Origin of the sequence: Pseudomonas sp. BCRC 81390 (genome assembly GCF_030341915.1) — a bacterium.
Lineage (GTDB): Bacteria > Pseudomonadota > Gammaproteobacteria > Pseudomonadales > Pseudomonadaceae > Aquipseudomonas.
Genome location: NZ_JATAAG010000066.1, coordinates 611509 through 636487, shown reverse-complemented (window position 1 = coordinate 636487; position 24979 = coordinate 611509). Strand labels below are relative to the sequence as shown.

Annotated in this window: 22 protein-coding genes and 1 tRNA gene; 8 read left to right on the top strand and 15 right to left on the bottom strand. The window is 65.3% G+C overall.

Annotated elements, in window-relative coordinates; genetic code table 11:
• Nucleotides 1-129: 129 nt before the first annotated feature.
• From QSV36_RS19525 to ycaC, 7 genes are all read right to left on the bottom strand, one after another.
• The gene (locus QSV36_RS19525; RefSeq protein WP_289133801.1) at nucleotides 130-1152 is read right to left on the bottom strand and encodes a DUF2955 domain-containing protein; all 1023 of its coding nucleotides are present in this window, start codon (nucleotides 1150-1152) and stop codon (nucleotides 130-132) included.
• The gene (locus tag QSV36_RS19520; RefSeq protein WP_289133800.1) at nucleotides 1142-2239 is read right to left on the bottom strand and encodes an HlyD family secretion protein; all 1098 of its coding nucleotides are present in this window, start codon (nucleotides 2237-2239) and stop codon (nucleotides 1142-1144) included. Before QSV36_RS19520 ends, QSV36_RS19525 begins: the two co-directional genes overlap by 11 nt.
• Nucleotides 2236-3756 (bottom strand): efflux transporter outer membrane subunit, encoded by a 1521-nt coding sequence (locus QSV36_RS19515; RefSeq protein ID WP_289133799.1) that lies wholly within the window; start codon nucleotides 3754-3756, stop codon nucleotides 2236-2238. Before QSV36_RS19515 ends, QSV36_RS19520 begins: the two co-directional genes overlap by 4 nt.
• Before the next feature lie 13 nt (nucleotides 3757-3769).
• Nucleotides 3770-4867 carry an AI-2E family transporter gene (locus tag QSV36_RS19510; protein WP_289133798.1) on the bottom strand — a complete coding sequence of 366 codons (1098 nt, stop codon included), beginning with the start codon at nucleotides 4865-4867 and terminating at the stop codon, nucleotides 3770-3772.
• Between the two features lie 39 nt (nucleotides 4868-4906).
• A complete protein-coding gene (locus QSV36_RS19505; protein ID WP_289133797.1) occupies nucleotides 4907-6103 on the bottom strand; it encodes a monovalent cation:proton antiporter-2 (CPA2) family protein in 1197 nt (398 codons plus the stop codon).
• 36 nt (nucleotides 6104-6139) lie between these two features.
• A complete protein-coding gene (gene ppk2, locus QSV36_RS19500; RefSeq protein WP_289133796.1) occupies nucleotides 6140-6958 on the bottom strand; it encodes a polyphosphate kinase 2 in 819 nt (272 codons plus the stop codon).
• A gap of 173 nt (nucleotides 6959-7131) precedes the next feature.
• Nucleotides 7132-7752 (bottom strand): isochorismate family cysteine hydrolase YcaC, encoded by a 621-nt coding sequence (gene ycaC / locus QSV36_RS19495; protein WP_289133795.1) that lies wholly within the window; start codon nucleotides 7750-7752, stop codon nucleotides 7132-7134.
• A 401-nt stretch (nucleotides 7753-8153) separates the two neighbouring features.
• On the opposite strand from ycaC, the gene QSV36_RS19490 reads away from it, so the two are divergent.
• From QSV36_RS19490 to QSV36_RS19480, 3 genes are all read left to right on the top strand, one after another.
• Entirely contained in the window at nucleotides 8154-8543 is a 390-nt protein-coding gene (locus QSV36_RS19490; protein ID WP_289133794.1) for a YybH family protein, read from the top strand.
• Between the two features lie 96 nt (nucleotides 8544-8639).
• Nucleotides 8640-10139, top strand: a complete 1500-nt coding sequence (locus QSV36_RS19485; RefSeq protein WP_289133793.1) for a purine-cytosine permease family protein — start codon at nucleotides 8640-8642, stop codon at nucleotides 10137-10139.
• Between the two features lie 13 nt (nucleotides 10140-10152).
• Nucleotides 10153-11583 (top strand): aldehyde dehydrogenase family protein, encoded by a 1431-nt coding sequence (locus tag QSV36_RS19480; RefSeq protein ID WP_289133792.1) that lies wholly within the window; start codon nucleotides 10153-10155, stop codon nucleotides 11581-11583.
• Nucleotides 11584-12580: 997 nt separating this feature from the next.
• On the opposite strand, the gene QSV36_RS19475 is transcribed toward QSV36_RS19480, so the two are convergent.
• The 3 genes from QSV36_RS19475 to QSV36_RS19465 are packed head-to-tail and all read right to left on the bottom strand — an operon-like array spanning nucleotide 12581 to nucleotide 16760.
• Nucleotides 12581-14992, bottom strand: a complete 2412-nt coding sequence (locus QSV36_RS19475) for a DUF3772 domain-containing protein (RefSeq protein WP_289133791.1) — start codon at nucleotides 14990-14992, stop codon at nucleotides 12581-12583.
• Between the two features lie 55 nt (nucleotides 14993-15047).
• Nucleotides 15048-16100 (bottom strand): bifunctional DNA-binding transcriptional regulator/O6-methylguanine-DNA methyltransferase Ada, encoded by a 1053-nt coding sequence (gene ada / locus QSV36_RS19470; RefSeq protein WP_289133790.1) that lies wholly within the window; start codon nucleotides 16098-16100, stop codon nucleotides 15048-15050.
• 42 nt (nucleotides 16101-16142) lie between these two features.
• Entirely contained in the window at nucleotides 16143-16760 is a 618-nt protein-coding gene (locus QSV36_RS19465; RefSeq protein WP_289133789.1) for a DNA-3-methyladenine glycosylase family protein, read from the bottom strand.
• 169 nt (nucleotides 16761-16929) lie between these two features.
• On the opposite strand from QSV36_RS19465, the gene QSV36_RS19460 reads away from it, so the two are divergent.
• Entirely contained in the window at nucleotides 16930-17445 is a 516-nt protein-coding gene (locus QSV36_RS19460; protein WP_289133788.1) for a sigma-70 family RNA polymerase sigma factor, read from the top strand.
• The gene (locus tag QSV36_RS19455) at nucleotides 17432-18388 is read left to right on the top strand and encodes a FecR domain-containing protein (RefSeq protein WP_289133787.1); all 957 of its coding nucleotides are present in this window, start codon (nucleotides 17432-17434) and stop codon (nucleotides 18386-18388) included. Before QSV36_RS19460 ends, QSV36_RS19455 begins: the two co-directional genes overlap by 14 nt.
• Nucleotides 18389-18394: 6 nt before the next feature.
• Here the strand turns inward: QSV36_RS19455 and QSV36_RS19450 are convergent, their stop codons facing one another.
• The 3 genes from QSV36_RS19450 to QSV36_RS19440 all read right to left on the bottom strand — a co-directional run bounded on the left by QSV36_RS19450 (nucleotide 18395) and on the right by QSV36_RS19440 (nucleotide 21088).
• A complete protein-coding gene (locus QSV36_RS19450; RefSeq protein ID WP_289133786.1) occupies nucleotides 18395-19552 on the bottom strand; it encodes an MFS transporter in 1158 nt (385 codons plus the stop codon).
• An 83-nt stretch (nucleotides 19553-19635) separates the two neighbouring features.
• Nucleotides 19636-19773: a hypothetical protein gene (locus tag QSV36_RS19445; protein ID WP_289133785.1), complete on the bottom strand. Its 138-nt coding sequence runs from the start codon at nucleotides 19771-19773 to the stop codon at nucleotides 19636-19638.
• Nucleotides 19774-19873: 100 nt separating this feature from the next.
• Nucleotides 19874-21088 carry an MFS transporter gene (locus QSV36_RS19440; RefSeq protein ID WP_289133784.1) on the bottom strand — a complete coding sequence of 405 codons (1215 nt, stop codon included), beginning with the start codon at nucleotides 21086-21088 and terminating at the stop codon, nucleotides 19874-19876.
• A 258-nt stretch (nucleotides 21089-21346) separates the two neighbouring features.
• On the opposite strand from QSV36_RS19440, the gene QSV36_RS19435 reads away from it, so the two are divergent.
• Nucleotides 21347-21423: transfer RNA gene (locus QSV36_RS19435), tRNA-Met, on the top strand.
• Nucleotides 21424-21489: 66 nt separating this feature from the next.
• On the opposite strand, the gene QSV36_RS19430 is transcribed toward QSV36_RS19435, so the two are convergent.
• Nucleotides 21490-22101, bottom strand: coding sequence for a LysE family translocator (locus QSV36_RS19430; RefSeq protein WP_289133783.1), 612 nt, complete (start codon nucleotides 22099-22101; stop codon nucleotides 21490-21492).
• A 163-nt stretch (nucleotides 22102-22264) separates the two neighbouring features.
• Between QSV36_RS19430 and QSV36_RS19425 the strand changes: the two genes are divergently transcribed.
• Nucleotides 22265-23182, top strand: coding sequence for a LysR substrate-binding domain-containing protein (locus QSV36_RS19425; RefSeq protein ID WP_289133782.1), 918 nt, complete (start codon nucleotides 22265-22267; stop codon nucleotides 23180-23182).
• Here QSV36_RS19425 and QSV36_RS19420 read toward each other — a convergent pair.
• Nucleotides 23122-23703, bottom strand: coding sequence for a D-Ala-D-Ala carboxypeptidase family metallohydrolase (locus tag QSV36_RS19420; protein ID WP_289133781.1), 582 nt, complete (start codon nucleotides 23701-23703; stop codon nucleotides 23122-23124). The genes QSV36_RS19425 and QSV36_RS19420 overlap by 61 nt on opposite strands.
• A 66-nt stretch (nucleotides 23704-23769) precedes the next feature.
• Here QSV36_RS19420 and QSV36_RS19415 point away from each other — a divergent pair, with 66 nt between their 5' ends.
• Nucleotides 23770-24927, top strand: a complete 1158-nt coding sequence (locus QSV36_RS19415; protein ID WP_225780361.1) for a hypothetical protein — start codon at nucleotides 23770-23772, stop codon at nucleotides 24925-24927.
• Nucleotides 24928-24979 lie beyond the last annotated feature (52 nt).

Here is a 24979-nt window from a genome sequence, read left to right as displayed (position 1 = left end):
GCCTTGTGTCGCGAAAGGGCTGCAAAGCAGCCCCAGGTTTTCAGCGCAGATGCACAAATTGCTGGGGCTGCTACGCAGCCCTTTCGCGACACAAGGCCGCTCCTACAACGTTTGAGCTGCGTCAGCGGGTTACCCGCGAAGCAGGCCACGCCGTAGCCGAAGCCGGTCGATCCAGATGAGCATGGCACTGGCATACACCGACACCGCCACAAACAGCGCCATGCGCACGGCAAAGGCGCGGTAGACATCCTGCCCACCGGCACTGTCCTGCACCGACTGCCCCAGCAAGATCAGCATGGTCATCAGGCAGCTCAGCCAATAGGCCGGGCCCTGCCGGTTCGGCACGGCCTGGTACATCCGCCGCCCCTGCCAAAGTGTGAACAGCAGCACCCACAGGAAGAACATCCACAGGTGCACGAACAGGCTCAGCGCCCCCCATATCAGGATCGCCAGCAAGCCGGCCAGCAAGGTCGAGCCGATCAGCTCCCGGCTGGCATGTCGGGCGCGAGTCTCGCCAGCCTGTTGCCCCAGGCTTACCGCCTTCATGATCAGTGGCATGTACTGGTCCGGGGCGATCAACGCCAGCAGGAACGCCGGCATCACGATCAGCGTGGCACGCAGCGCCACCCAGCTGACCTGCTCACTGTCCAGCAACGGCGGCGCTGGTTGCGCCGGTGCATCGGCAGGTTCGGGAAACAGCACATGGGCCAAGGCCGTGCCCAGTACTGCCAGCAGCATGCCCTTGGCCAACGCTTCGACCACCGAGAGTGCCAGGGTGAAGTCGCTGGTACCGGCGGCAGCGATCATGGTCAGGCCGACCACCAGCAAGTTCGCCAGCAAGCCATTGCCGCCCTTCAGGGCGTAGCGCAAGGTCAGGAAAACCCCCACGCCCACCAGCAACACCCCGCTCACCGGCGCATGACGCAGCAGCGGAATCAGCAACAGCCCGCTGCCGCAACTGAGCAGCACCAGCAGCGCCAGGGCCGGCGCCGCACGCAGCGGCAGGGGCTGGCTGCGCATGGCCAGCAACAGTACCGCGAACACCGGCGCCAGGATCGGCACCGGCAGGCCGACGCCAAAACTCACCACCAGGCACAGTGCCACGCCCCAGGCCAGGCGCAGGGCGCGAAGGCGGCGCAGTTCAATAGGCATACGACAGCCAGCTCATCAGCCACATGAACAGCCGGCCCAGCAGGTTCAACGGGTTACCTTCGCTGGGCAGGGCCATGACCTCGGCCTGCCCGCCAACCCGCAGCCCGCTCTTGTCCTGCAACTGGTCACGCTCGAGTTCGACAATAACCGGGAAGCGTTGCGCCGAACGCAGCCACTCGCGGCTGTTCTGCACGGTCGGCAGCGTGCCCGGCGGGGTGCTCTGGCCCACGCTCACACCGTAGCCGATGCTGCGAACGTGCTCCTTCAACACCGTGCCGGGCAGTGCGTCGAGCACCACCAGCACCGGGGTACCGGGGCGCAGGCGGCCGAGGTTGTTCTCGGTCATGTCGGCACTTATCCACACGTCATGGATGGCGATCAGGGTCATCATCGGGCTGCCGGCGCCGACATAGTGGCCGACGTCGGTACGCAGGTCGGTGATCAGGCCGTTCGCATCGGCACGCACCACCGTGCGTGCCAGGTCCAGGCGGGCCTTTTCCACATTGGCGGCGGCACTGCGCAACTGGGCGTTGTCGTCCTGCGCCCCACCCTGCTGCTCCCGCGCCCGCTCCACTTCGGCACGGGCTGCCGCCACCTGGCTGACAGCCTGGTCGCGAGTGGCCTGGGCGCCTTCCAGGCGGCGCACCGACACCGTCCCCGGGTCTTCGTCGATCAGGCGCTTGAGCCGTTCGGCGTCCTGCCGCGCCTTGCGCTCGTTGGCCTGCGCCGCGAGCAACGCCGCCTGTGCCGAGTCGATGCCAGCCGTGTGCGCACCGATCTGCCGGCGCACCGCGTCCAGGTCGGCCTCGGCACGCGCCAGGGCAATGCGGTACTGCTCCTGGTCCAGCTCGAACAGCACATCGCCCCGGCGCACTTCCTGGTTGTTGCCCACCGCCACACGCTTCACCTGGCCGGCCACCTCGGCACTGACCGGTATCACATAGGCTTGCAGGCGGGCCTGCTGGGTGTAGGGCGTGAAGCGGTCGGCCAGCAGGTACCAGAGCAGGCTCACGGCAATCAGCAGCAATACCCAGCGCATGCCGCGATCGGGGGCGGCTGGGGGCGGCGGCGGAGCTGGGTCACTCATTTCGTTTCACCTTGTGCATGGGCGCTGGGGGCTGGCTCGTCGAGCAGCTCGCCCCAGTCGGTTCGTTGCTGCATCTGCTGGCGCGTGGCCGCGTCGATCGGCGCGCGGTTGGCATCCCAACCGCCGCCCAGGGCCTTGTACAAGGTCACCAGGCTACTCACCGCGTTGCCGCGGCTGACCAGGTAACCGTCCTGTTGCTGCAACAGCAATTGCTGGGCGTCGAGCACCCGCTGGAAGTCGGCGAAACCTTCGCGGTACTGCGAGCTGGCCAGGCTCAACGAGCGTTGCGCGGCCTGCGAGGCCTGGTCGCGAATACGCGCGCTCTGCAGCGAGCGCACCAGCCCGCTGGCGGCATCGTCCGCCTCGCGCGCGGCTTCGCGTACACCCAAGTGGTACAGCTCGATCAGCTGCTGCAGGCGGGCATCCTCCACGCGCACGGCGTTCTTGCGCCGGCCGTAGTCGAACGGGTTCCAGATCAGGCTGGGGCCGGCGGCAAGTTCAAAGGTGTCGGGCAGGTGGCTGGCCGTGACGAAGCTCCAGCCAATGCTGCCCAGCAGGCTCAGCTGGGGATAGAGATCGGCCTCGGCCACCCCGACCAGCGCCGATTGCGCGGCCACTGCCTGCTCGGCGGCGCGGATGTCCGGGCGGCGCTGCAGCAGGTTGGCGGGTACGTCCTGCAGTACGGCACGGTCCGGCAATGGCAGCTGGCCGTGGCCTGCGTCCAGCTGCGGCAACGGCCCGGGTGGCCGGCCGAGCAGCGCACACAATACGTTGCGCAGGGCATTGAGCTGGTTCTGGAACTCAGGGATGGTGGCTTGGGTGGCCAGGTATTGGGTACGCGCCTGTTGCCAGTCGAGTTCGTCGTTTTCACCATGACGGAACAGCCGTTCGGTAATTTCCAGGCTGCGCGCCTGGCGCCGGGCGTTTTCTTCGGCGATATCCAGCCGCGCCTCGGCAGTGCGCAGGGCAAAGTAGGTGTCAGCCACCTGCGCCCGCAACAGCAGCATGGCATCGGCGTAATTGGCCTGGGAGGCAAAATAGGCAGCATCGGCACTTTCGATGGCGCGGCTGAAGCGCCCCCAGAAGTCGATTTCCCAGCCGATGTCGAAGCCTGCGCTGGACTGCCAGAACACCGAATCGCGGGCGTTGGCGCTGCCGGACTGGTCCTGCTTCAGGTACAAGCTCTGGGCACGCAGTTGCTGCAGCTGTGGATAACGCCCGGTCTGCACGATGGCCAGCTGGGCGCGCGCTTCGGCGATGCGCAAACCGGCCACGCGCAGGTTGGTGTTGTTGGCGTCGGCCTCGGCAATCAGGGCGTCCAGTGCCGGGTCGGCGAACACCGCCCACCACTGGCGCAGGTCGGGCGCGGTAGCCTGCTGGCCGGCCTGCTTCAGCAAAGGCGTATCCCACGTGTGCAGCCAGGGGTCCTGCAGCGGCTGGAAATCCGGGCCGACCTGGGTGCAACCGGCCAACACGGCAATCAGGCTCAGTGCACAACCATAGACGCGTCCGGGCATGGCAATCCTTGGCTCAGGCGCTCGGCTCTGCGGGGTTTTCCGGCACCTGCAGCGCCACCCATTGCCAGAACAGCACATAGGTGACGCCGAGGATCACCGGGCCGATGAACAGGCCGATGATGCCTTTGACCACCATGCCACCGAGCGCGCCGATCAGTACCACCGGCATCGGCACATCCACCCCGCGCCCCAGCAGCAACGGCTTGAGCACGTTGTCGGCCAGCCCGGCGACGAAGGTGTAGACGGCGAACACGATGGTGGCCACGGTGAAGCCTTCGGCATTGAAGACGTAGATGATCACCGGCACGGTGACCAGCGTGGCGGGTGCCTGGGCAATCCCCAGCATGAGGATGACGATGGCCAGCATCCCGGCACCTGGCACGCCCTTGATGACGAAGCCGACCCCAATCAGCAACATCTGGATGAAGGCAATGCCGATAACCCCCTGGGCCACGGCACGAATGGTGGCGGTGCACAGTTTGGCCAGCGGCTTGCCGCGCTCCTCGCCCGATACCCGCATGGCGATGCGTTGCGCCGCGATTTCGCCACGGTCACCGAAGGCCATGATGATGCCCGAGACGATGATCGCCGCGATGAACAGCAGGAACGCGCCCCCGGCGCTGGCAGCAGCCCCCAGCACCGTGCGCCCGGCGCCCTTGAGTTGCGGCATCCACTGGTTCAGCACACCGGCCATGTTTTCCGAAGCCGCCAGCCACAGGGCATGGACTTTCGGCCCGATCAGCGGCCAGGCCGCCACCGACTCAGGGGGTGGCGGCACACTCCAGGCGCCGCTCTTGAGCAAGGTCACCAGGCTGTCCACCGATTCGCCGATGGACATCACCACCAGGTAGATCGGCACCAGCAGCACGACCAGTACCAGCACCACGACCAGGGTCGCCGAGAGCCCGTCCTTGAGCCCGGTGCGGCGCTGGATACGGCAATACAGCGGATACAGGGTCACGGCCAGGATCACCGACCACAGCATCAGTTCCAGGAACGGCTGGAACGTCTGGAAGGCAAACATCACTAGGGCGGCTATCAGGCCAGCCTTGATGAGCACATCAAGCAAGCCCCGCGACAGGCTGCTGTCCAGCTTGATACCTGGTTGCATGCTTCACCTCCCAACTTCAGCTACGCCGTGCGGCGCGATTCAGTGGCTCGTTTCAGCGCTAGCCTGGGCGGAGCTGTCGTCACGCAGTTGCCGCGCCAGGGCCATCATTATCAGAGGCACCACTGCCATCGACAGGGTGATGGCCAGTACCAGCAGGTCGTGCACCTGCTGCGCCAGCACCTGGTGCTCCAGCGCCAGCTTGAACACCACGAAGGCAAACTCGCCGCCAGAGGCCAGCACCACGCCGAGGCACAGCGCCTGCGCCTGGTCGAGGCCACCGGCCGTACGCCCCAGGCCATACAGCAGCGGCAGCTTGATGGCCACCAGCAACAGTGTCAGCCCCAGCACCAGCAGTGGCAGGTCGAACAGCAGGCGCAGGTCGGCACTCATGCCAACGCCGACGAAGAACAGCCCCAGCAGCAGGCCCTTGAGCGGTTCGATCTGGGTCTCCAGTTCATGCCGGAAAGGCGACTCGGCCATCAGCACACCGGCGAGAAAGGCCCCCAGGGCCATCGACACGCCTACATGCTCCATCACCCAGGCCGTGCCCAGCACCACCAGCAAGGCAGTAGCGGTCGACAGCTCCGGCAAGCCGGAACCGACCGTCCACTTGAACACCGGGCTCAACAGATAGCGGCCAAAGACGATCAACGTGCCAAGGCCGAGCGCCACCGCCAGCAGCGGCCAGGCGCCTTCGTCGGCAGTGCTGACGTTGCCGCCCAGCAGGGGCACCACGGCGATCAGTGGAATGGCAGCGATGTCCTGGAACAGCAGGATGGCCACGGCCAGGCGCCCGTGTGGCTTGGCAAGGTCCTTGCGCTCGGCGAGCACCTGCAGGCCGAAGGCCGTCGACGACAACGCCAACCCGAGGCCGAGCACGATGGCGGCCGCCTTCGACTGGCCGAATGCGAAATACGCCAGCAGGCCCAGCACGACGGCGGTCAGCCCTACCTGCAGCGAACCGACGCCAAACAACGCCCGGCGCATGGTCCACAGGCGCTGCGGTGACAGCTCCAGGCCGATGACGAACAACAGCATGACCACGCCCATTTCCGACAACCGCGCTACGTTCTCGGGGTTGTCGAGCAGCCCGAGCACGGAGGGGCCGATGAGGATGCCGGCCAGCAGGTAGCCCGGCACCGCACCCATTTTCAGACGCTGCGCCAGCGGTACCAGAAGCACCACGGCCAGCAGGAACACTACCGTCGCCTGTAGCAGGCTGCCGTCATGTGGCATAGGCTTGCACCCTCGCTGCTCCCCGCAGGGAAGGGATCAGAAACGCTCTTCGACCACTTTGAACGGGTAGGCAACGGCCTTGTACTTGCCGATCTTGCCGCGCTTGGGCAGCTTCACCGCCTGCTCCTGAGTGATGTCCTTGTAGGGGATGCGGCCGAGCATGTGGTTGATGATGTTCAGACGGGCCCGCCGCTTGTCGTTGGAATGGGCCATGAACCAGGGCGCCCAGGCGGTATCCGACGCGGCAAACATCTCATCACGGGCCTTGGTGTAGTCATCCCAGCGGGTGTACGACTTGAGGTCCATGGGCGACAGCTTCCACAGCTTGCGGCCGTCATTGATGCGGTCCTGCAGGCGCCGGGTCTGCTCCTCGGCGCTGACCTCGAGCCAGTACTTGATGAGAATGATGCCCGACTCGACCATGACCTTTTCGAACAGCGGCACGCCAGCGAGGAACCGGTCGGCCTGTTCGTTCGAGCAGAAGCCCATCACCCGTTCGACCCCGGCACGGTTGTACCAGCTGCGATCGAAGATCACTACCTCGCCTGCGGCAGGCAGATGGCCGACATAGCGCTGCAGGTACATCTGGGTCTTTTCCCGCTCGGTCGGTGCCGGCAGCGCCACCACACGGAATACCCGCGGGCTGACGCGCTCGGTGATGGCCTTGATGGTGCCGCCCTTGCCAGCGCCGTCGCGGCCTTCGAAGACAATACATACCTTCAGGCCCTTGGCCACCACCCATTCCTGCAGTTTTACCAGCTCCACATGCAGGCGCTTGAGTTCCTTCTCGTAGGCCTTGCTGCCCAGTTTTTCCGGTTGTTCGAGTGTGGTCTTGTTCCTGGACGGCTTCGACATGGCGCTCTCCTGCTGCAATTGAGGAGTCAGTATGGTCGATCCATGGCGATTTGCCGCTTCGCTTGTTGTGATCTCAGGTTTTGCGTCCAGCCGATTGATTGGATGGGTGTTGGGCTGATTGTGAGAGCGGGTTTAGCCGTTCTCACAGAGTAGGGTTTGGCCTCGAGGCCGGCTTACTTGGCCAGCTTGTTGTAGCTGGTCATCAGGTTGCGGTAGTCCGGAATATGGTTGGAGAACAAGGTGCCCAGGCCTTCGATGTCGTTGCGCCAGTCGCGATGCAGCTCGCAGGCCACGCCGAACCAGGTCATCAACTGCGCCCCGGCTGCCTCCATGCGCCGCCAGGCCGAGTCACGGGTCAGTTCGTTGAAGGTTCCGGAGGCGTCGGTGACGACGAACACCTCGAAGCCCTCCGCCAGCGCCGACAGTGCCGGGAAGGCCACGCACACTTCGGTGACCACGCCGGCGATCAGCAACTGCTTCTTGCCGGTGGCCTTGACCGCCTTGACGAAGTCCTCGTTGTCCCAGGCATTGATGTTGCCGGGCCGGGCAATGTACGGGGCGTCAGGGAACTGTTCTTTCAATTCGGGCGCCAGCGGGCCGTTGGGGCCGGTTTCGAAACTGGTGGTGAGGATGGTCGGCAGCTTGAAGTACTTGGCCAGGTCCGACAGGGCCAGCACATTGTTCTTGAAACGGTCGGGGTCGATATCCCTCACCAGCGAGAGCAGGCCGGTCTGGTGATCGACCAGCAGCACGGCAGCGTTGTTCTTGTCCAGACGCTTGTATTGGAAGGCCATGACGGATCTCCTTGCTTCGGCAGGTTGGGAATATCAGCGTAGGCAAGGTCCAGCCGCAGGGAGTACCGCCAGTCGGTTCGCCCGGGGCCGGTAGCACGAGGCGCGAAACGACCAGCGCCCCCAAGCCAGGCAAACAAAGCTTCAGCCATGGATTCACAAACGGTGTTGCATCAGCAGCCTGATCGGCTGCCGCCAACGCAGCGTAGTAGGCATCCTGCTGCTCACGAATAACGGTTTCTCATCAGGCGTCAACTTAATCCACTGCGCGCGCAAGGGTAAAGGTAACGCAACCATCACTTCACGAATTCCTGAACTGATTATTTGCAGATAGCGATTTTTCTGCCCGCCGACCGCCACCAGAATCGCTTCACCATAATCACAAGAACCGTGAGGCCACTTCCGTGGACCAGACACTCCAGGTACGCCAAGCCGCCGCCGAGCTTGTTGCCGCATTCGCCAGCAACGACACAGCCCGTTATTTCGCCTGCTTCAGCGAAGACGCCACCTTCCTCTTCCACACCTTGCCACAGCCCCTGCTGTCACGCCGTGCCTACGAAGAACTGTGGGCGCAGTGGCAGGCCGACGGCTTTGCCGTGCTCGCCTGCGAATCAGCCAATGCCCAGGTCAGCCTGCAAGGCGATGTGGCGATCTTCATGCATGACGTGGCCACGCACATCCGCAGTGCCGGCGAGAAGCACCAACTGAGCGAACGCGAGACCATCGTCTTCCGCCGCCACGGTGACCAATGGCTGGCCTGCCACGAGCACCTGTCGGTCATGTCCCCGGGCTGACCTGCGTTTTTCCTGCGGCCTTGCCGCCCTGCCATCGCACCCACAAGATGGCCCGCGCACCGCGCCGGCCCACAACAACCGCGCTGGAGCATCACCATGAGCCACTCGACCGCTATCGAGACCAACGGCGTCGAACAGATCCCTGACGATCAACGCGACGCCTCCCCGCTGGACCTGTTCCGCCTGATCTTCGGCGGTGCCAATACCTTTGCCACAGCGGTGCTGGGGAGCTTCCCGGTACTGTTCGGGCTGTCGTTCCAGGCCGGGGTATGGGCGATCCTGCTTGGCGTCGGCGTGGGCGCCCTGATCCTCGCACCGATGGGCCTGTTCGGTGCACTCAACGGCACCAACAACGCGGTGTCGTCGGGCGCGCATTTTGGCGTGCACGGGCGCATCGTCGGCTCGTTCCTGTCGCTGCTCACGGCGGTGGCGTTCTTCTCGCTGTCGGTATGGAGTTCGGGCGACGCCCTGGTGGGCGGCGCCAAGCGCCTGGCCGGCCTGCCGGAAACCGACCTGACCCTGGGCCTGGCCTATGGCCTGTTCGCGGTACTGGTGCTGGTGGTGTGCATCTTCGGCTTCCGCTTCATGCTATGGGTCAACAAGGTGGCCGTGTGGGCTTCGAGCCTGCTGTTCCTGCTCGGCATCGTCGCCTTTGCCGGGCCGTTCGATGCCGCTTACGCCGGCAGCGTCAACCTTGGCCAGGCGGGCTTCTGGGCGGCGTTCGTCGGCGCGGCGATCCTGGCCATGAGCAACCCGGTGTCGTTCGGTGCGTTCCTCGGCGACTGGTCGCGCTACATCCCGCGAGAAACGCCCAAGACACGTATCATGCTGGCGGTGATCGCGGCCCAGGGCGCGACACTGATCCCGTTCCTGTTCGGCCTGTGCACGGCCACGCTGGTAGCGACCCAGGCACCCGACTACATCGCTGCCAACAACTACGTCGGTGGCTTGCTGGCAGTGGCGCCCAGCTGGTTCTTCCTGCCGGTGTGCCTGATTGCCGTGATCGGCGGCATGTCCACCGGCACCACCGCGCTGTATGGCACCGGCCTGGACATGTCCAGCGTATTCCCGCGCCTGCTCAGCCGCGCCGGCGCCACCCTGCTGATCGGGGTGCTGGCGATCGGCTTCATCTTCATCGGCCGCTTCACCTTCAACCTGGTGCAGAGCGTGTCGACCTTTGCCGTGCTGATCATCACCTGCACCAGCCCGTGGATGGTGATCATGATCCTTGGCCTGGTCACCCGCCGCGGCTTCTACCATGCCGATGACCTGCAAGTGTTCACCCGCGGCCAGCGCGGCGGCCACTACTGGTTCCTGCATGGCTGGAACTGGCGCGGCATGGGGGCGTGGATCCCCAGCGCGGCAGTCGGCCTGTGCTTCGTCAACTTGCCGGGGCAGTTCGTCGGCCCGCTGGGTGACCTGGCTGGCGGCATCGACCTGAGCCTGCCGGTCACCCTGGGCCTGGCCGGCGTGCTGTACCTGGTACTGCTCAACCTGTTCCCCGAACCTGCTGGCGTGTATGGCCCCCAGGGCCCGCGTTGGGTGCGTTGCAAAAGCGCCGCGCATACGCCGGTAACCACTGCCGAAATGGCCTGACTGGAAACCGACCATGACCACTTCCCACTATATCGCCGGCCGCTGGGTCGAAGGCCAGGGCAGCGACTGCATCAGCGTCAACGACCCTGCGCTGGGGCAACCGTTCGCCGAACTGATGGCAGCCAGCGCAGCCCAGGTTGACCAGGCCGTGGCGGCCGCCCGCAGTGCCCTGCCCGCCTGGAAAGCCACCAGCGCCAGCGAGCGTGCTGGCTACCTGCGCGGCTTTGCCGAGCAACTGGGCCAGCGCCGCGAAGCGCTGATCAGCATGCAGATGCGCAACAACGGCAAGCCGCGCCACGAGGCGGAAATCGACCTGGATGATGCCATTGCCACGTTCAACTACTATGCCGAGCTGGCCGCGCAACTGCCGTCGAAAAACCGTGAGGTACCCCTGGCCGCCCCCGGCTTCACCGCGCGCACCCGCCTGGAGCCGGTGGGTGTGGTCGGCCTGATCGTGCCGTGGAATTTCCCGCTGGTAACCAGCGCCTGGAAGCTCGCCCCGGCTTTGGCAGCGGGCTGCACGGTGGTGCTAAAGCCCTCGGAAGTCACCCCGCTGGTCGAACAGGCCTACGGCCAGATCGCCGATGCCCTGGACCTGCCCGCCGGGGTGCTGAACATCGTCAACGGCAAGGCCGAGACCGGCGCCGCCCTGAGCAACCACACTGGCCTGGACAAGCTGTCCTTCACCGGCAGCAACAGCGTCGGTAGCCAGGTGATGCGCAGCGCGTCGGCGCAATGCCGGCCAGTGACGCTGGAGCTGGGCGGCAAGTCGGCGATCGTGGTGTTCGAGGATTGCGATGTCGACCAGGCGGTGCAATGGATCGTCGCCGGCATCACCTGGAACGCCGGGCAGATGTGTTCGGCCACGTCGCGGCTGCTGGTGCAGAACGGTATTGCCGATGCGCTGTTGCCACGCTTGCAGGCGGCACTGGAAAACCTGCGGGTAGGCAACCCGCTGATCGAAGAAGTCGACATGGGGCCGCTGACCAGCCAGGCGCAATGGCTGAAGGTGGCCAGCTACTTTGCCACGGCGCGGGAAGAAGGTTTGCAGTGCCTGGCCGGTGGCAAGGCGCTGGACCGGGACGGCTGGTTCGTCAGCCCGACGTTGTATGCCGATGTGCCGAAGGACAGCCGCTTGTGGACCGAGGAGATTTTTGGCCCGGTGCTGTGCGCGCGTCGCTTCGCTACCGAGGAACAGGCGATTGCCGAAGCCAACGACAGCCGTTTCGGGCTGGTGGCGACGGTGTGCTCTGCCGACCTGGCGCGCGCCGAGCGGGTGGCCGATGCGCTGGAGGTTGGTCATGTGTGGATCAACTCGGTGCAGGCGGTGTTCGTCGAGACTTCGTGGGGCGGCACCAAGGGCAGCGGGATCGGCCGCGAACTCGGGCCGTGGGGGTTGTCGGCGTACCAGTCGGTGAAGCATGTAACGCGCTGCCTGGGCTGATAGCGCAAGGGGCCGTCATGCGGCCCATTCGCCGGCAAGCCAGCTTGCGTCTTGGTGCGGCCCCAGGGCATCAGGATCTTACCCGCGAAGAAGACACCGCGGTGGATGGCACGGGCTTCGCCCGCGTTCGCGGGCAAGCCCGCTCCCACAGGGACCGCGCCAGCTTTCAGAAATTGAGCAAGACAGTTGCTCCTACCCCGACCGCACCGGCCTCAAGCCATGCGCTATGTCTGGGAGAGCTGGCTTGCCGGCGATTCGCTCCCACAGGAACGGTGCCGCCAGTGATTGCTGTGCAGTACCTGTGGGAGCGGCCTTGCGCCGCGATGGGCTGCACAGCAGCCCTCGGCACTCACGCCGTTGCGTCAGCCGACCGCGCGCTTTCTTGCAGCAGTACCAGGATCTTACCCGCGAAGAAGACACCGCGGTGGAGGGCAAGGACTTCGCCCGCGTTCGCGGGGCAAGCCCGCTCCCACAGGGACCGCGCCAGCTTTTAGAAATTGAGCAAGACAGTTGCTCCTACCCCGACCGCACCGGCCTCAAGCCATGCGCTATGTCTGGGAGAGCTGGCTTGCCGGCGATTCGCTCCCACAGGAACGGTGCCGCCAGTGAATGCTGTGCAATACCTGTGGGAGCGGCCTTGCGCCGCGATGGGCTGCACAGCAGCCCTCGACATTCACACCGTTGGGTCAGCCGACCGCGCGCTTTCTTGCAGCAGTACCAGGATCTTACCCGCGAAGAAGACACCGCGGTGGATGGCACGGGCTTCGCCCGTGTTCGCGGGCAAGCCCGCTCCCACAGGGACCGCGCCAGCTTTTAGAAATTGTGAGCAAGACCGTTGCTCCTACCCCGACCGCACTGGCCTCAAGCCATGCGCTATGTCTGGGAGAGCTGGCTTGCCGCGATTCGCTCCCACAGGAACGGTGCCGCCAGTGATTGCTGTGCAGTACCTGTGGGAGCGGCCTTACGCCGCGATGGGCTGCACAGCAGCCCTCGGCATTCACGCCGTTGCGTCAGCCGACCGCGCGCTTTCTTGCAGCAGTACCATGCTCTGCGGTGAAGACAGGGCAATGCCCTCGTCACGCAAGCGCCCAAGGATGGTGAACAGCAGGTCGCTGCGGGTACCCGACACCTGCCGCGGCCCCGCCACGTAACCACTCACGCCAATCACCATGCCACTGCTGGTCAGATCCTTGAACGATACGGAAGTGGCCGGTGCGTCGAGAATCGCCTCATGCTCCTGGTACGCCGCCAACAACAGCTCACGCACGCGGTTGGCATCGGTCTCCAGCGGCAAGGTCAGGGTGATGCCGACCACGCCCAGCGCATTGCCCATGGTCACATTGCGCACGTTCTGGGAAATGAACTGCGAGTTGGGCACGATCACCGTCGAACGGTCGGACATCTGGATCTCGGTAGCGCGCACGTTGATCCGGCGAATGTCGCCTTCGACCCCTGCCAGGCTGACCCAGTCGCCCACCTTCACCGGGCGCTCGGTCAGCAGGATCAGGCCGGAGATGAAGTTCTGCACGATCTGCTGCAGGCCGAAACCGATACCCACCGACAGGGCACTGACCACCCAGGTCAGGCTGGTGAGGTTGATGCGCAAGGTCGACATCACCAGCATGGCCAGGAAGATGAAGCCCAGGTAACCCACCAGGGTGACCAACGAGGCACGCATGCCGGCGTCCATGTCGGTTTCCGGCAGCAGGCGCTCACTCAGCCAGCGCTTGACCACGCGGATGGCGAACAGCCCGCCGAAGAAAATCACCAACGCCAGCAGGATATCCTGGGGCACGATGTTCAGGTTGCCGAGCACTTTGCCGCCGGTGCCGTCCCAGTCAGCCAGGCTGAGCAGCAGCTCACTCGGGCTGGTGCCCGACGGCATCAGCGCCAGCAGCAGCGCCAGGAACAGCACCACGGTGCGGCCGATACCGGCAAGGATGGTGCTGGCCTGGGCCTGGTGACGAGGCGCCAGGCCCAGGGTCGAGGCCAGCGCCAGGCCGCCAGGCTGGCGCGGCGACAACAGGGTTTCGCACAGGTCGCCAAGGAAGGTGGTGAGCAGGTAGGCACAGGTGATGACCAGGCTGACCCACAGCAACTTGCCGGTAAGGAAGTAGGCGAGCGTCAGGTAGCCGGCAAGCAGCGCCAGCAGGATCAGCGTCAGCCAGATCACCATCACGAACGGAATCAGCCCGGCCAGGCCTTTGGGGCGCTCCAGGTCATGCTTGCGCAAGGTACGGCGGTAACGCAGCAGCGCTCCGGCGAAAGTGAACGCCACCACCAGCGCGGTCAGGCCGTTGACGGCCACGGTCAATGCCAGGCTGACGCCGATTACGCTATTGATGCGCTCCATGGTCATCATGACCATCAGCGCCAGCGCCAGGACCTTGGGGAACCAGCCCAGCGCGCTGGCCACTTCGTCATGGATCGGCGGCAGGCGCCAGGACGGGCGCTGCAGCATCAGCATGGCGCGGCCCAGGCCAGTGATGAAGGCACTGAACACCACCAGGGCGAGCACATGGTTGGCCAGGCTGGCGATATCGGAGCCCAGTTCGGCGCTGCTCTCCAGCCCCCAGCGCAGCAGCGAGACCGACCCGGCGATGGTACCCAGGGTCGCCAGGCTGACGCCAAGCGCCAACGAGCTACGGCGCAGGCGGCCTTCGGGCAGCCAGTGGACCATGGCGCTGGCCAACAGGCGCTCGAGCACGCGGCGCACCAAGGTCCAGACCAGGATGGCAGCAATCAGGCTGGTGATGAACAGCCAGCGGTGCTCGGCGCTGAAGGCGCTGCCAATGGCATCGGCCGCCTCGGCACGCAGGTCCCGCAGGCGCGCCACGTCGTCCTGGGTAGGACGAATGATGCTCTGCCAGAAAGCCGGGCTGAGCGGCGACGCCGCGCGGCTGGTGATTTGCGAGTTGAACTGGCTGCGGCGCAGGTTGACGATCTGCGTGGACAGGTCGCGGGCCGACTGGGTCAGCTTGATGGCCTGGTCCTGCTGCGCCACCAGTGCCTTTTTCTCAGCTTCCAGCTCTTTGCGCTGCTGGGTCAGGGCTGCCGCCTCGTCCGGCTGGCGCGGGCCGATGACTCTGAGCTGGTCGTCGAGTTTCTCCACCTCCGCAGTGCGCAAGGCACTCAACGCATCGGCCTGGCGTTGCACCTGTACGGCGCCCAGGCGCAGTTGCGACAGCAGGTCATCGTTGGCTTCGCTGGTAACGCCCTGGCGGATCTGGTCCAGGCGCTCGCTCAGTTGCTCGATGCTGGCGTTTTCGTCCAGCACTGGCGCTTCGGCGACTGCCAGGTTGGATAACGGCGTGGCCGGGGCCGACCAGGCGGGGCTGGCAACCACCAGCAAAAAGGCCATCAGGACCATCAGTCCTGGGCAGTAACGGGCAAGGCTGACACGCCTCATCGAATATTCCTCTTGCAATTCGATTTGGCGGGGGATTCTACGCGGCTTCAGGCGATCAGGAGAGTGCCGTTTCTCGCTTGAGCAGTTGCGCTTTGCGCGCCACCCCCCAACGGTAGCCGCTGAGGTCGCCGTCGCGGCGCACCACCCGATGACAAGGGATCGCCACGGCAATGTGGTTGGCCGCGCAGGCCATCGCCACCGCACGTACCGCCTTGGGCGCACCGATGCGCTCGGCGATCTCGGTATAGCTCACCCGACTACCGGCCGGCACCTCGCGCAAGGCCTGCCAAACCCGCTCCTGGAAGGCAGTACCCTGCACATCCAGCGGCAGGGCCAGACCCAATGACGGCGCTTCGACGAAGCCCACCACTTCGGCAACCAGCTGTTCGTAGGCGCTATCGCCGCCGATCAGCCGGGCCTTGGGAAACTGGTCCTGCAGCTCGCGCAACAGGGCTTCGGGGTCGTCGCCCAGCAAAATTGCGCAGATGCCCTTCTCACTCTGGGCCACCAGGATCGCGCCCAGGGAACATTGGCCAAGGGCGAAGTGAATGGTCGCCCCGGCGCCACCGGCGCGGTATTGCCGCGGGCGCATGCCCAGGCGCTGCTCGGCGCTTTCATAAAACCGGCTGTTGGAGTTGTAGCCGGCGTCGTAGATGGCATCGGTGACCGAACGCTGGCCATCCACCAGATGCGCCCGCAGGCGCCGGGCGCGGAAGGCGGTGGCGTAGGCCTTGGGAGTAAGGCCGGTTTCGGCCTTGAACAGCCGGTGCAGGTGGAACGGGCTGATGGCCAGCTCGGCGCTGAGCTGGTCCAGGCTGGGCGCGGGTTCGCAGGCTTCGATCAGGCGGCAGGCGCGGGTGACCAGCTGGCTGTGGCGAGTGGGGCTGGTGGTCGCGCTGCAACGTTTGCAGGCGCGGTAACCGGCCGCTTCGGCAGCGGCCGGGGTATCGTAGAACGCGACATTGCTGCGCTTGGCCAAGCGTGACTTGCAGCCGGGCTGGCAATAGATGCCGGTGGTGCGTACGGCGTAGACGAAGTGGCCGCTGGCGGCGCTGTCACGGGATTCCACGGCTTGCCAGCGTTGCTCCGGGGTGGTGTAGCGGTTCATTGTTCAGTGTCCAGATAGGTTGTTGCCTGTGCAGGCGCTGCGTCAGGCCCGCCACAGGTACCAGGCCGCCACGGTACGGTACGGCCGCCAGCCGCCCCCCAACGAGCGCATCTGCGCCGGTGTCGGCGCCTTGTCCAGCCCCTTCAGCCGCCGGTATCCCTCGCGCACGCCGAAATCGTCCACTGGCAGCACATCCGCACGTGCCAGGCTGTAGATCAGCAACATTTCCACGGTCCACCGCCCCACCCCGCGCAGCGCCACCAGCCGCTCGATCAACGCCTCGTCGGGCATGGCCATGGCTTCTTCCCGGGTCGGCACCAGGCCCTCCAGCCGGCCCCGGGCGATGCCCTGAACCGTGGCCACCTTGGTTGCCGAAAAGCCACAGGCGCGCATGGTTTCCGGGGCAACCGCCAACAACTGCTCGGGCTCGGGGAAGGCGTTGTCCGGAAACAGCGCCAGCAACCTCCCGATAATCGCTTCGGCGGCACGCGCATGCAGCTGCTGGTAGGCAATGGCCCGCACCAGCACTTCATAGGGTTCACGCCCCGGGGTGGCCTGGTGCAGGCAAGGCCCGGTAGCGGCGATGTGCCGCGCCCAGTCCGGGTCGAGCGCCGCCAGGTAGTCGGTGGCGGCATCAGGCGAAAGGTCGGCGAGGATCATGGCACCTCCATCAGGTCGAGTGCAGGTCCAGCTTAGCGCAGCCGAGCCACGGGCAAACGCCGATTCTTGCGCGGTAATTGCTCGCAGAACGTTGCTCAGCAGCACCGTCCCCGCATAGAATTGAGAACCATTCACAATCGCATGCACACGGGACCGGGCCTTCACCACGATGCAGACCAACGACATGCTCCAGCCCGCCGAGGTCGCTCTGCTCTATCAGGCCCACCACTCCTGGCTTCGCCGCTGGCTGCGCAGCCGGGTCGGTTGCAGCGAACAGGCCGCCGACCTGGCCCAGGATACCTTCGTGCGGTTGTTGCGGGCGCGCCAGGTATCGCCGCTGAAGGAGCCGCGCGCCTATCTCAGCAGCATCGCCCGCGGCCTGATGATCGACCAGTTCCGCCGCCGCGCGCTGGAGCGGGCCTTCCAGGAAAGCCTGGCCCAGCTGCCGGAAGCCGACGTGCCCAGCGAAGAAGATCGACTGCTGATACTCGATACCCTGGCACGCCTCGACCAAGCCTTGTATCAGCTCAAGCCGCGTGCTCGGCAGGCATTCCTGCTGGCCCAGCTCGACGGGTTGAGCATCGTGCGCATTGCCCAACGGCTGAACGTGTCGCGGGCCACGGTCGAGCGCGACCTGGCCAAGGCCCTGGGCGCCTGCTACCGGTTGCGCTATGCCGACGCCTGACAGCACGCCCGCGCAGGCGCATATCGACCAGGCAATCGATTGGCTGGTGAAGCTGCGCTTCGACCGCCCCAGCCCGCGTCTGCAGCGGCAGTTCCAGCAATGGCTGGCCAGCCATCCGCATAACCCCCTGGCCTGGCAGCGGGTCAGCCGCCTCGGTGATGAGCTCGCCGGGCTGCCCAACGACCTGAGCCGGCGCACCCTGGATACCTGCCAGCGGCAGCGCAGCAGCCGTCGCGATCACCTCAAGCTATTGGCCGTGCTGGCCGTGGGCGGCAGCCTGGGCTGGGCCGCGCGCGAACCGTTGGGCCTGCCTCAGCTGCTGGCCGACAGCAGTACTGCCACCGGCGAGCGCCGCCAACTGCAAGGCAAAGATGGCAGCCGCATCCAGCTCAACACCGCCAGCGCCATCGACCTGCATTACGACGCCGGGCAACGCCGGCTGCATCTGCTGCGCGGCGAGGCAAGCCTGGACAGCAACCCCAACGACAACCGCCCATTCCGCATCGATACTCGCGTCGGCGCGATGACCACCGTCGATGGCCAACTGCTGCTGCGCGAGAACGACCACGGCTTGTTGCTGGCGGTGCGTCGGGGCGATGTCACGCTGTTCCCCGCCTCGGCTTCGCCACGCCGGGTGCTGCCTGGGGAGACCTTGCAGGTCTGGCCCAGCGGCAGCTTCCAGGCGGTGACGCTGCGCAGCGACCCGTGGGGCTGGACCGACGGCGTACTCAGCGTGCAACAAATGCCGTTGGGCGAGTTCATTGCCGAACTGGCCCGCTACCGCCCGGGCCTGCTGCGCTGCGCCCCAGAGGTAGCCGGGCTGGCTGTGACCGGCACCTACCAGCTGAACGACACCGGGCAGATCCTGCAGTTGCTCACCCGCAGCCTGCCGGTGCGGGTCGATTACCACACACGCTATTGGGTGAGCATCGGCGCGGCCTGAACAGCCTCAGTCCGCCAACGCGCGCAAACGCCCCGCGCGCCGATACGACTGCCGGGCAAAGCACACGAACAAGCCGGCCATCAGTGCCAGCGCCATTGGCAGGCCATGCGGCGCCACGTCCATCGCCGCGCCGCTCAGCAGCGGCCCGACCAGGCTGCCGACACCCCACAGCAAGCCCACGCTGGCGTTGGCGGTAACCAGGTCCTGGCCCTTGAAGCGCTGCCCGATCAGCACCAGCGCCAAGGTATAGATGCCCCCGGCCACGGCACCCAGCAGCACCAGCAGCGGCCAAAGCAGCCAGGTCATGTTCAGCAGCCAGGGCAAGCCGATACCGATCGCCATCGCCACCAGCCCGCAGGCCAGGTGCAGCCCGGTACGCTCGACCCGGTCGGCCAACCAGCCCAGCGGTAGCTGGAACAGCATGTCGCCGGCAAACACCACCGTCACCATCAGCGCCGCCACGCCGACGGCGAAGCCATGGCTGCTGGCATAGACCGGCAGCAGCGACAGCACCACTGCATCGAAGAACGAGAAGAACAGCACCGCTACGCACAACGCCGGCGCCACGCGGAAGAAGCCGGCCAGGCCGAAGCTTTTCTCGCCTTCTTCATGTTCGACATAGTCGTCAGGCACAGTCAGCACGATGCATAGCAATGCCAGGCCATAGCAGGCCGTGACCACGGCGATGATCCAGGGGCTGTCGGCACCCAGCACGGCCAGCATGGCCGGGCCGAGCACCTGGAAGCCGGTGAAGCTGGTGGCGTACAGGGCCATGATCTTGCCGCGGTTATGTTCCGCGCACAGCTCGTTGACCCATGATTCGCCGAGAATGATGGCGATACCCATGCCCAGCCCCAGGCCCAGGCGTAGCAGCGCCAGCAGCCACAGGGAAGCGAACGCCGATTCGAGCAGGGCGATGCTGACCGTGCACAGGCTGAAGCACAGCAGATAAAGGGTGCGCCGGGTGAAATGGCGGCAGCAGATATCGACCAGAAACGCCGAGAGCATCATGCCCGCAGCTGGGATAGCCGAAAGGATGCCGATCTCCAGCGTGCTCGCCCCCGCTTCATGCAGGCGCAACGACACCAGCGGCAGGCTGGCCCCCAGGCTGAAACCCACCACCGAGACGGCGAACAACAGGCCCGCCAGCAAACGCATGTTCATGTACCACTCCTTGCAAACCGAAAAGACGTGCAGACACAGGTGCGCACGCCAGGGCGGCGCGCGACGCGAAAGCGCAGATCAGGTCAGGCGAGGTGTGGCGAGAAGGTGAAGGCAAACAGCACGCTGCGGCGACGCTTGAGCACCGTGTCGCTCGGCCACGCACGGCGCAGGGCCCGGAGGGCAGGCTGGCGGGTGTGTGGCAGGGATTGGGTACGGCGCATTGCGGTGGCTACTACGCAGGTGATTGGGGAAAAGAGGCGGAACTCTAGGCCAAGGGGGTCAGGTCGTCAATCGTCGGGGCCGCTGCGTGCCCCGCCAATATCAGCGCTTACCGGTACTCGGCAAGAACACCGCCAACAGCCCGAACAGTGGCAGGAACGAGCACAGCCCATACACATATTCGATGCCGCGCAAGTCCGCCACATACCCCAGCAGTGCCGCGCCAATGCCGCCGAAACCGAACATCAACCCGAAGAAGATCCCGGCAATCATGCCGACGCTGCCCGGTACCAGCTCCTGCGCATAGACCACGATGGCGGAAAACGCCGAAGCCAGGATGAAACCGATCACCACGCTCAGTACCGTGGTCCAGAACAGGTCGGCATAAGGCAGTGCCAGGGTGAACGGCGCCGCGCCCAGGATCGAGAACCAGATCACCGCCTTGCGCCCGATGCGGTCACCGATCGGCCCACCAAAGAACGTACCCGCCGCCACCGCACCGAGGAACAGGAACAGGTGCAGCTGCGAGCTGGCCACCGACACCTCGAACTTCTCGATCAGGTAGAAGGTGAAGTAGCTGGTGAAGCTGGCCATGTAGAAGTACTTGGAGAACACCAGCAAGCCCAGCACGATCAACGCTGCGATCACCCGCGTGCGGGAAATGCCGTGGGTTGCCTGGACTGCCTTGCGCGCCTTGGCCTGGTTGAGGTGGTCCTTGTACCAGCGGCGCAGCATCAGGGTAACGCAGAGGAAGAACAGCGCGGCCAGGCCGAACCAGGCGACGTGGCTCTGGCCGAACGGAATGACGATGGCTGCCGCCAGCAGCGGGCCCAGTGCCGAACCGGTGTTGCCACCCACCTGGAAAGTCGACTGGGCCAGGCCGAAACGGCCGCCCGAAGCCAGGCGGGCGATGCGTGAAGTCTCGGGGTGGAAGGTCGAGGAGCCGATGCCTACCAGCGCCGAAGCCAGCAAGATCATGGGGAAGCTGCCGACGAAAGCCAGCATCACGATGCCGACCAAGGTGCACAGCGTGCCGAGCGGCAGCAGGTTGGGTGCGGGCCGGCGGTCGGTGAAGAAGCCGACCCAGGGCTGCAGCAACGAGGCGGTGATCTGGAAGGTCAGGGTAATCATGCCGATCTGGGCGAAACTCAGGTCGTAGTTGGCCTTGAGCATCGGGTAGATCGCCGGCAGTACCGACTGGATCAGGTCATTGATCAGGTGCGCCAGCGCGCAGAAACCGATGATGCGCATCACCAGCGGCGTGGCTTGGCTCGCCGCCGCAGTGGTGGATGCTGTGGGGGCGCTACTGATAGCCATGTCCCTGAGTCTCCGTCCGCAGTTTGGGATCCGATTATCAGGAAATAGATAGCTACCTAGCTACCATTTTTACCACCCAGTCGCGCTTTTCCTGCAAACATCCCCGCCAGCGTTGGGCGAAATGCCCGCTGTCGCGGCAGAGTGACCCCGCCAGGCCAGGCAGAAACCCAGCCTGGCCGCTAAGTTTTTGAAAGCGTGCAAATTTTTTTGAAATGAGTGTTGACAGGGGGGCCGTTCAAGAGAATAATGCGCGCCATCGGCTACATAGCTCAGTTGGTTAGAGCATAGCATTCATAATGCTGGGGTCCGGGGTTCAAGTCCCTGTGTAGCCACCAAACAAAGACGAAGGGCTTACCGCAAGGTAAGCCCTTTTTCTTTGCCTGCAGAAAAGCCGTCCGCCCTCACTTCACCCCGGCGAACGCCACGGCCAGGCCCAGGCCGATCAGCGCGACGCCGATCATCCGGTCGACCAGTTGCTGCCTTGCCAGCATCGCCTCGCGCAGTACCGCATTGGAAAAGAACACCGCGACCAGGCTGAACCAGGCCCAATGAGCGAAAGACATGAACCCACCATAGGCGAAGTCCAGTGCCAGCGAGCTACCGGGCTGAACCACCTGGGTATAGGCACTGATCACGAACAGCATGGTCTTTAGGTTGAGGGCGTTGGTCAGGAAACCGGTACGCAGTGCAACCAGCAAGCCCGCCTGGCCCGCCTCCCCGTTCACGCTTAGTTGGCTGCGACGGGTCAGCAGCCGGTAACCCAGGTAGATAAGGTAACCCGCCCCGAGTGCTTTCATGCCCAGGAACAACGTCGGGCTGTGGCTGATGACCAGGGCAATCCCCAGCACGGTGTACAGCACGTGCACCTGTACGCCCAGCGCAATGCCCACGGCGGCAGCCAGCCCGGCCTTGCGGCCCTGTGCGTAACTGCTGCGGGTGACCATGGCGAAATCCGCGCCGGGGCTGATGACAGCCAGCAGGGTGAACAGGGCGATGGCAATGAGTTCGGTCATGACGGGGCTCTCGATAGGCGATGAAAATGCACGGATACGCTGATTATCGAGTGCTTCTGTACGCGACAAAATCGATTTATCGTGGGGTAAATCTGCTAGTTTTTCTCACTGATGCTAAGAACCTGTGCCGGCGTCTTCGCGGGTGCAGGCAAACAGGGACGCCATGAAACTGCCGCTGCTGAACGCCTTCCGCTACTTCGACATCGCCGCACGCACCGAAAGCTTCGTGCGCGCCGCCGCGCACCTGCATGTCACCCATGGTGCGGTCAGCCGCCAGGTGCGCCTGCTCGAAAAAAGCCTTGGCGTGGAACTGTTCGAGCGCCGCAACCGGGCCATTTTCCTGACCCCGGCCGGCCGCACCTTGTACAACACCACCCAGGCGATTTTCGAGCAGCTCGAAGGCGCAGTGCAGCGCCTGCAACAACAGGACCGCGAAAACGTACTGGTGCTGTCCTGCGAGCCCACCATCGCCATGCGCTGGCTGATCCCGCGCCTGCCGCGCTTCCATGCCGCCCACCCCGACCTGCAGCTGCACCTGGTGGCTGCCGGCGGGCCGCTGGACTTCACCCGCAGCGGTGTCGACCTGGCAATCCGCCGCGACGACTTCCATTGGGGCAACCAGCTGCACAGCGTGAAGATCTGTGACGAATGGATCGGCCCGGTGTGCCACCCCACCGCCAGCGCCAGTCTCGACGGCCAGCGCCTGCTGCACAGCAGCACCCGCCCCGCTGCCTGGCCCACCTGGCTGCGCCTGAGCGGGCAGCAGGCCCGGCATGCCGAGCGCAGCGACTACGAGCATTTCTACCTGTCGATCCAGGCCGCCAGCGCTGGCCTGGGCCTGGCCATGGCTTCGGCCCTGATGGTGCTCGACGAACTCGCCAACAGGCAGTTGCAAGCCCCCTTCGGCTTCGTGCGTGATGGCTCGGCCTACCACCTGCTCAGCCCACTACCTTGGCACGACGGTGACAAGCGCCAGCGCTTCGCCGCCTGGGTGACGGACGAATGCCGCAGCGGCCTGGATCAGCTGGGCCTGGTGCAGAACGACGAACCCGAACGGCCGTCACCGCCCCAGGTGCGATAACCAGCGGTATCGATGTGGATGCGCCCGCTCGGGTAACGCCCAAGCCCCATGTTCCAGGCCTGCCCGGATTGCTGCCAGAAACGGCATAGCGGGTTGGGATCGGCCCACGCCGGCAGCAGGATATCCACCGCAAAGGCGCGCGTATGGGCGCTACCCACGGCACCACCCGCGCAGCGGTTGAGGCCAGGGTCACGGTAGGCCGATACCACCTCGAACTGGCGCAGGATGCCTTGTTGGTCGAGCACCTTCAGTAGCGCCAGCGTCGCACGCACCGCCGGCCAGTTGCTCGCAGGCGGCAGCGCAAAAGGCGAAGCCCGGCACAGCCGCCAGTCCGAGGCCGAACGCAGCAACTGGTGGATGGGCACCACGCCATACAGCCGGGCGTCCACCAGCATCTGGCGGAATGGCCGGGTCTGATGGTCCCCGGCCCATTGCGCGAACATCCACAGATCACGCTCATCAGCGTGCGCCGCAGCACCCAGCATGCCCAGCGCCAGCAGAAGCCATCTTGCCCCTTTCATCCCTGCTCCCCCTGCCCCAGTATGTGCACGCTGCCAAACACGGCGGCGCACGACAAGGAGTTAAGCATGCACAAGATTGCCTTACCGGGCCTCGTCGCCCTCGCCTTCAGCGGCCTGGCCGCGGCCGATGCGCGCATCGACCTGGGCGACGCCCAGCGCGTTACCCGCCTGTTCGCCTTCCCCAACAACTGCCACGTCATTTGTTATCGCGACTGGACCCTGGAACAGACCGTCGAACACTACCTGACCCAGAGCGTACGGCGCGATGGCCATGCCGATGCCCAGGTAAAGGTGAGCCGCGACAACGACCGCCTGCAGGCGACCATCAGCGGGGTACCCGCCAGCTATGCCAAGCCCCTGCGCAAGCTGCTCGACACCGGCGAACTGGCCTACCAGGGTGCCACCCAACTGAACAAGGACGGCAAATGGTCCTACGACTGGTACCTGTTCCTGCCACTGGGCATGGCCTTGCAGAACCGCCGCAGCATCGAGCTGCTGCACTTCCCGCCGGACTATTCGCTGACGCAGGCCCAGGACTACCTGCGCTCCAACACCACCGATCGCTGGGCCGAACTGCTGACCTTCAACGGTGTCGACGCCAGCCAGACCCCGGCGTACCAGACCATCATCGACATCGCCCCCATCGCCGCGCCTGCCAGCGCCGGTGAAACGCTGAAGGACACCTACAGCTACTTCAAGGACTACCAGGTGCGCATGGTCAGCGAGATGACCCTGCAGAACCCCGCCAAACCGCTGCCGATGGTTGCCTTCGGCGCGCCGGTGCGCAGCTGGATCCAGCAGCAATATGGCCCGCAGCTGAATGTGCTGGGCCTGGTCACCATCAGCCCGCAGGCCGGGGCCAAGGTGCCGGTACTGGGCGCCAACCACCCCAGTGCCATCTGGTATGCAGCGGACAAGGACAGCCACGGTGGCGATCAGGATGCGGCCGATGCCGCCGGGCTGAAAATGATGGGACAGGACCTGACAGCGGCCTGCTGGCAGGCGGGGATGGGGCGCAATCAACGCGCCGATGCCAAGCTGACGCTGGATGCCTGCGCGACCAAGTGGCAGGTGACACAGAAAAAGCAGACCTGTGAACTGTTCTTCCGCACTGTGCGCAAATACACGCCAGAGCAGGCTGCAGCAAAATGCAATACCGCCAGCGTGACCCGCAGCCTGCGCGAGCTGGACAAGCCGGTCGAGGCCCAGCCGCAGGGCTTGTGACCCGGCATACCGCCTATCCCGAGCACGCTCGCTCCCACGGTGAACCTCAGGC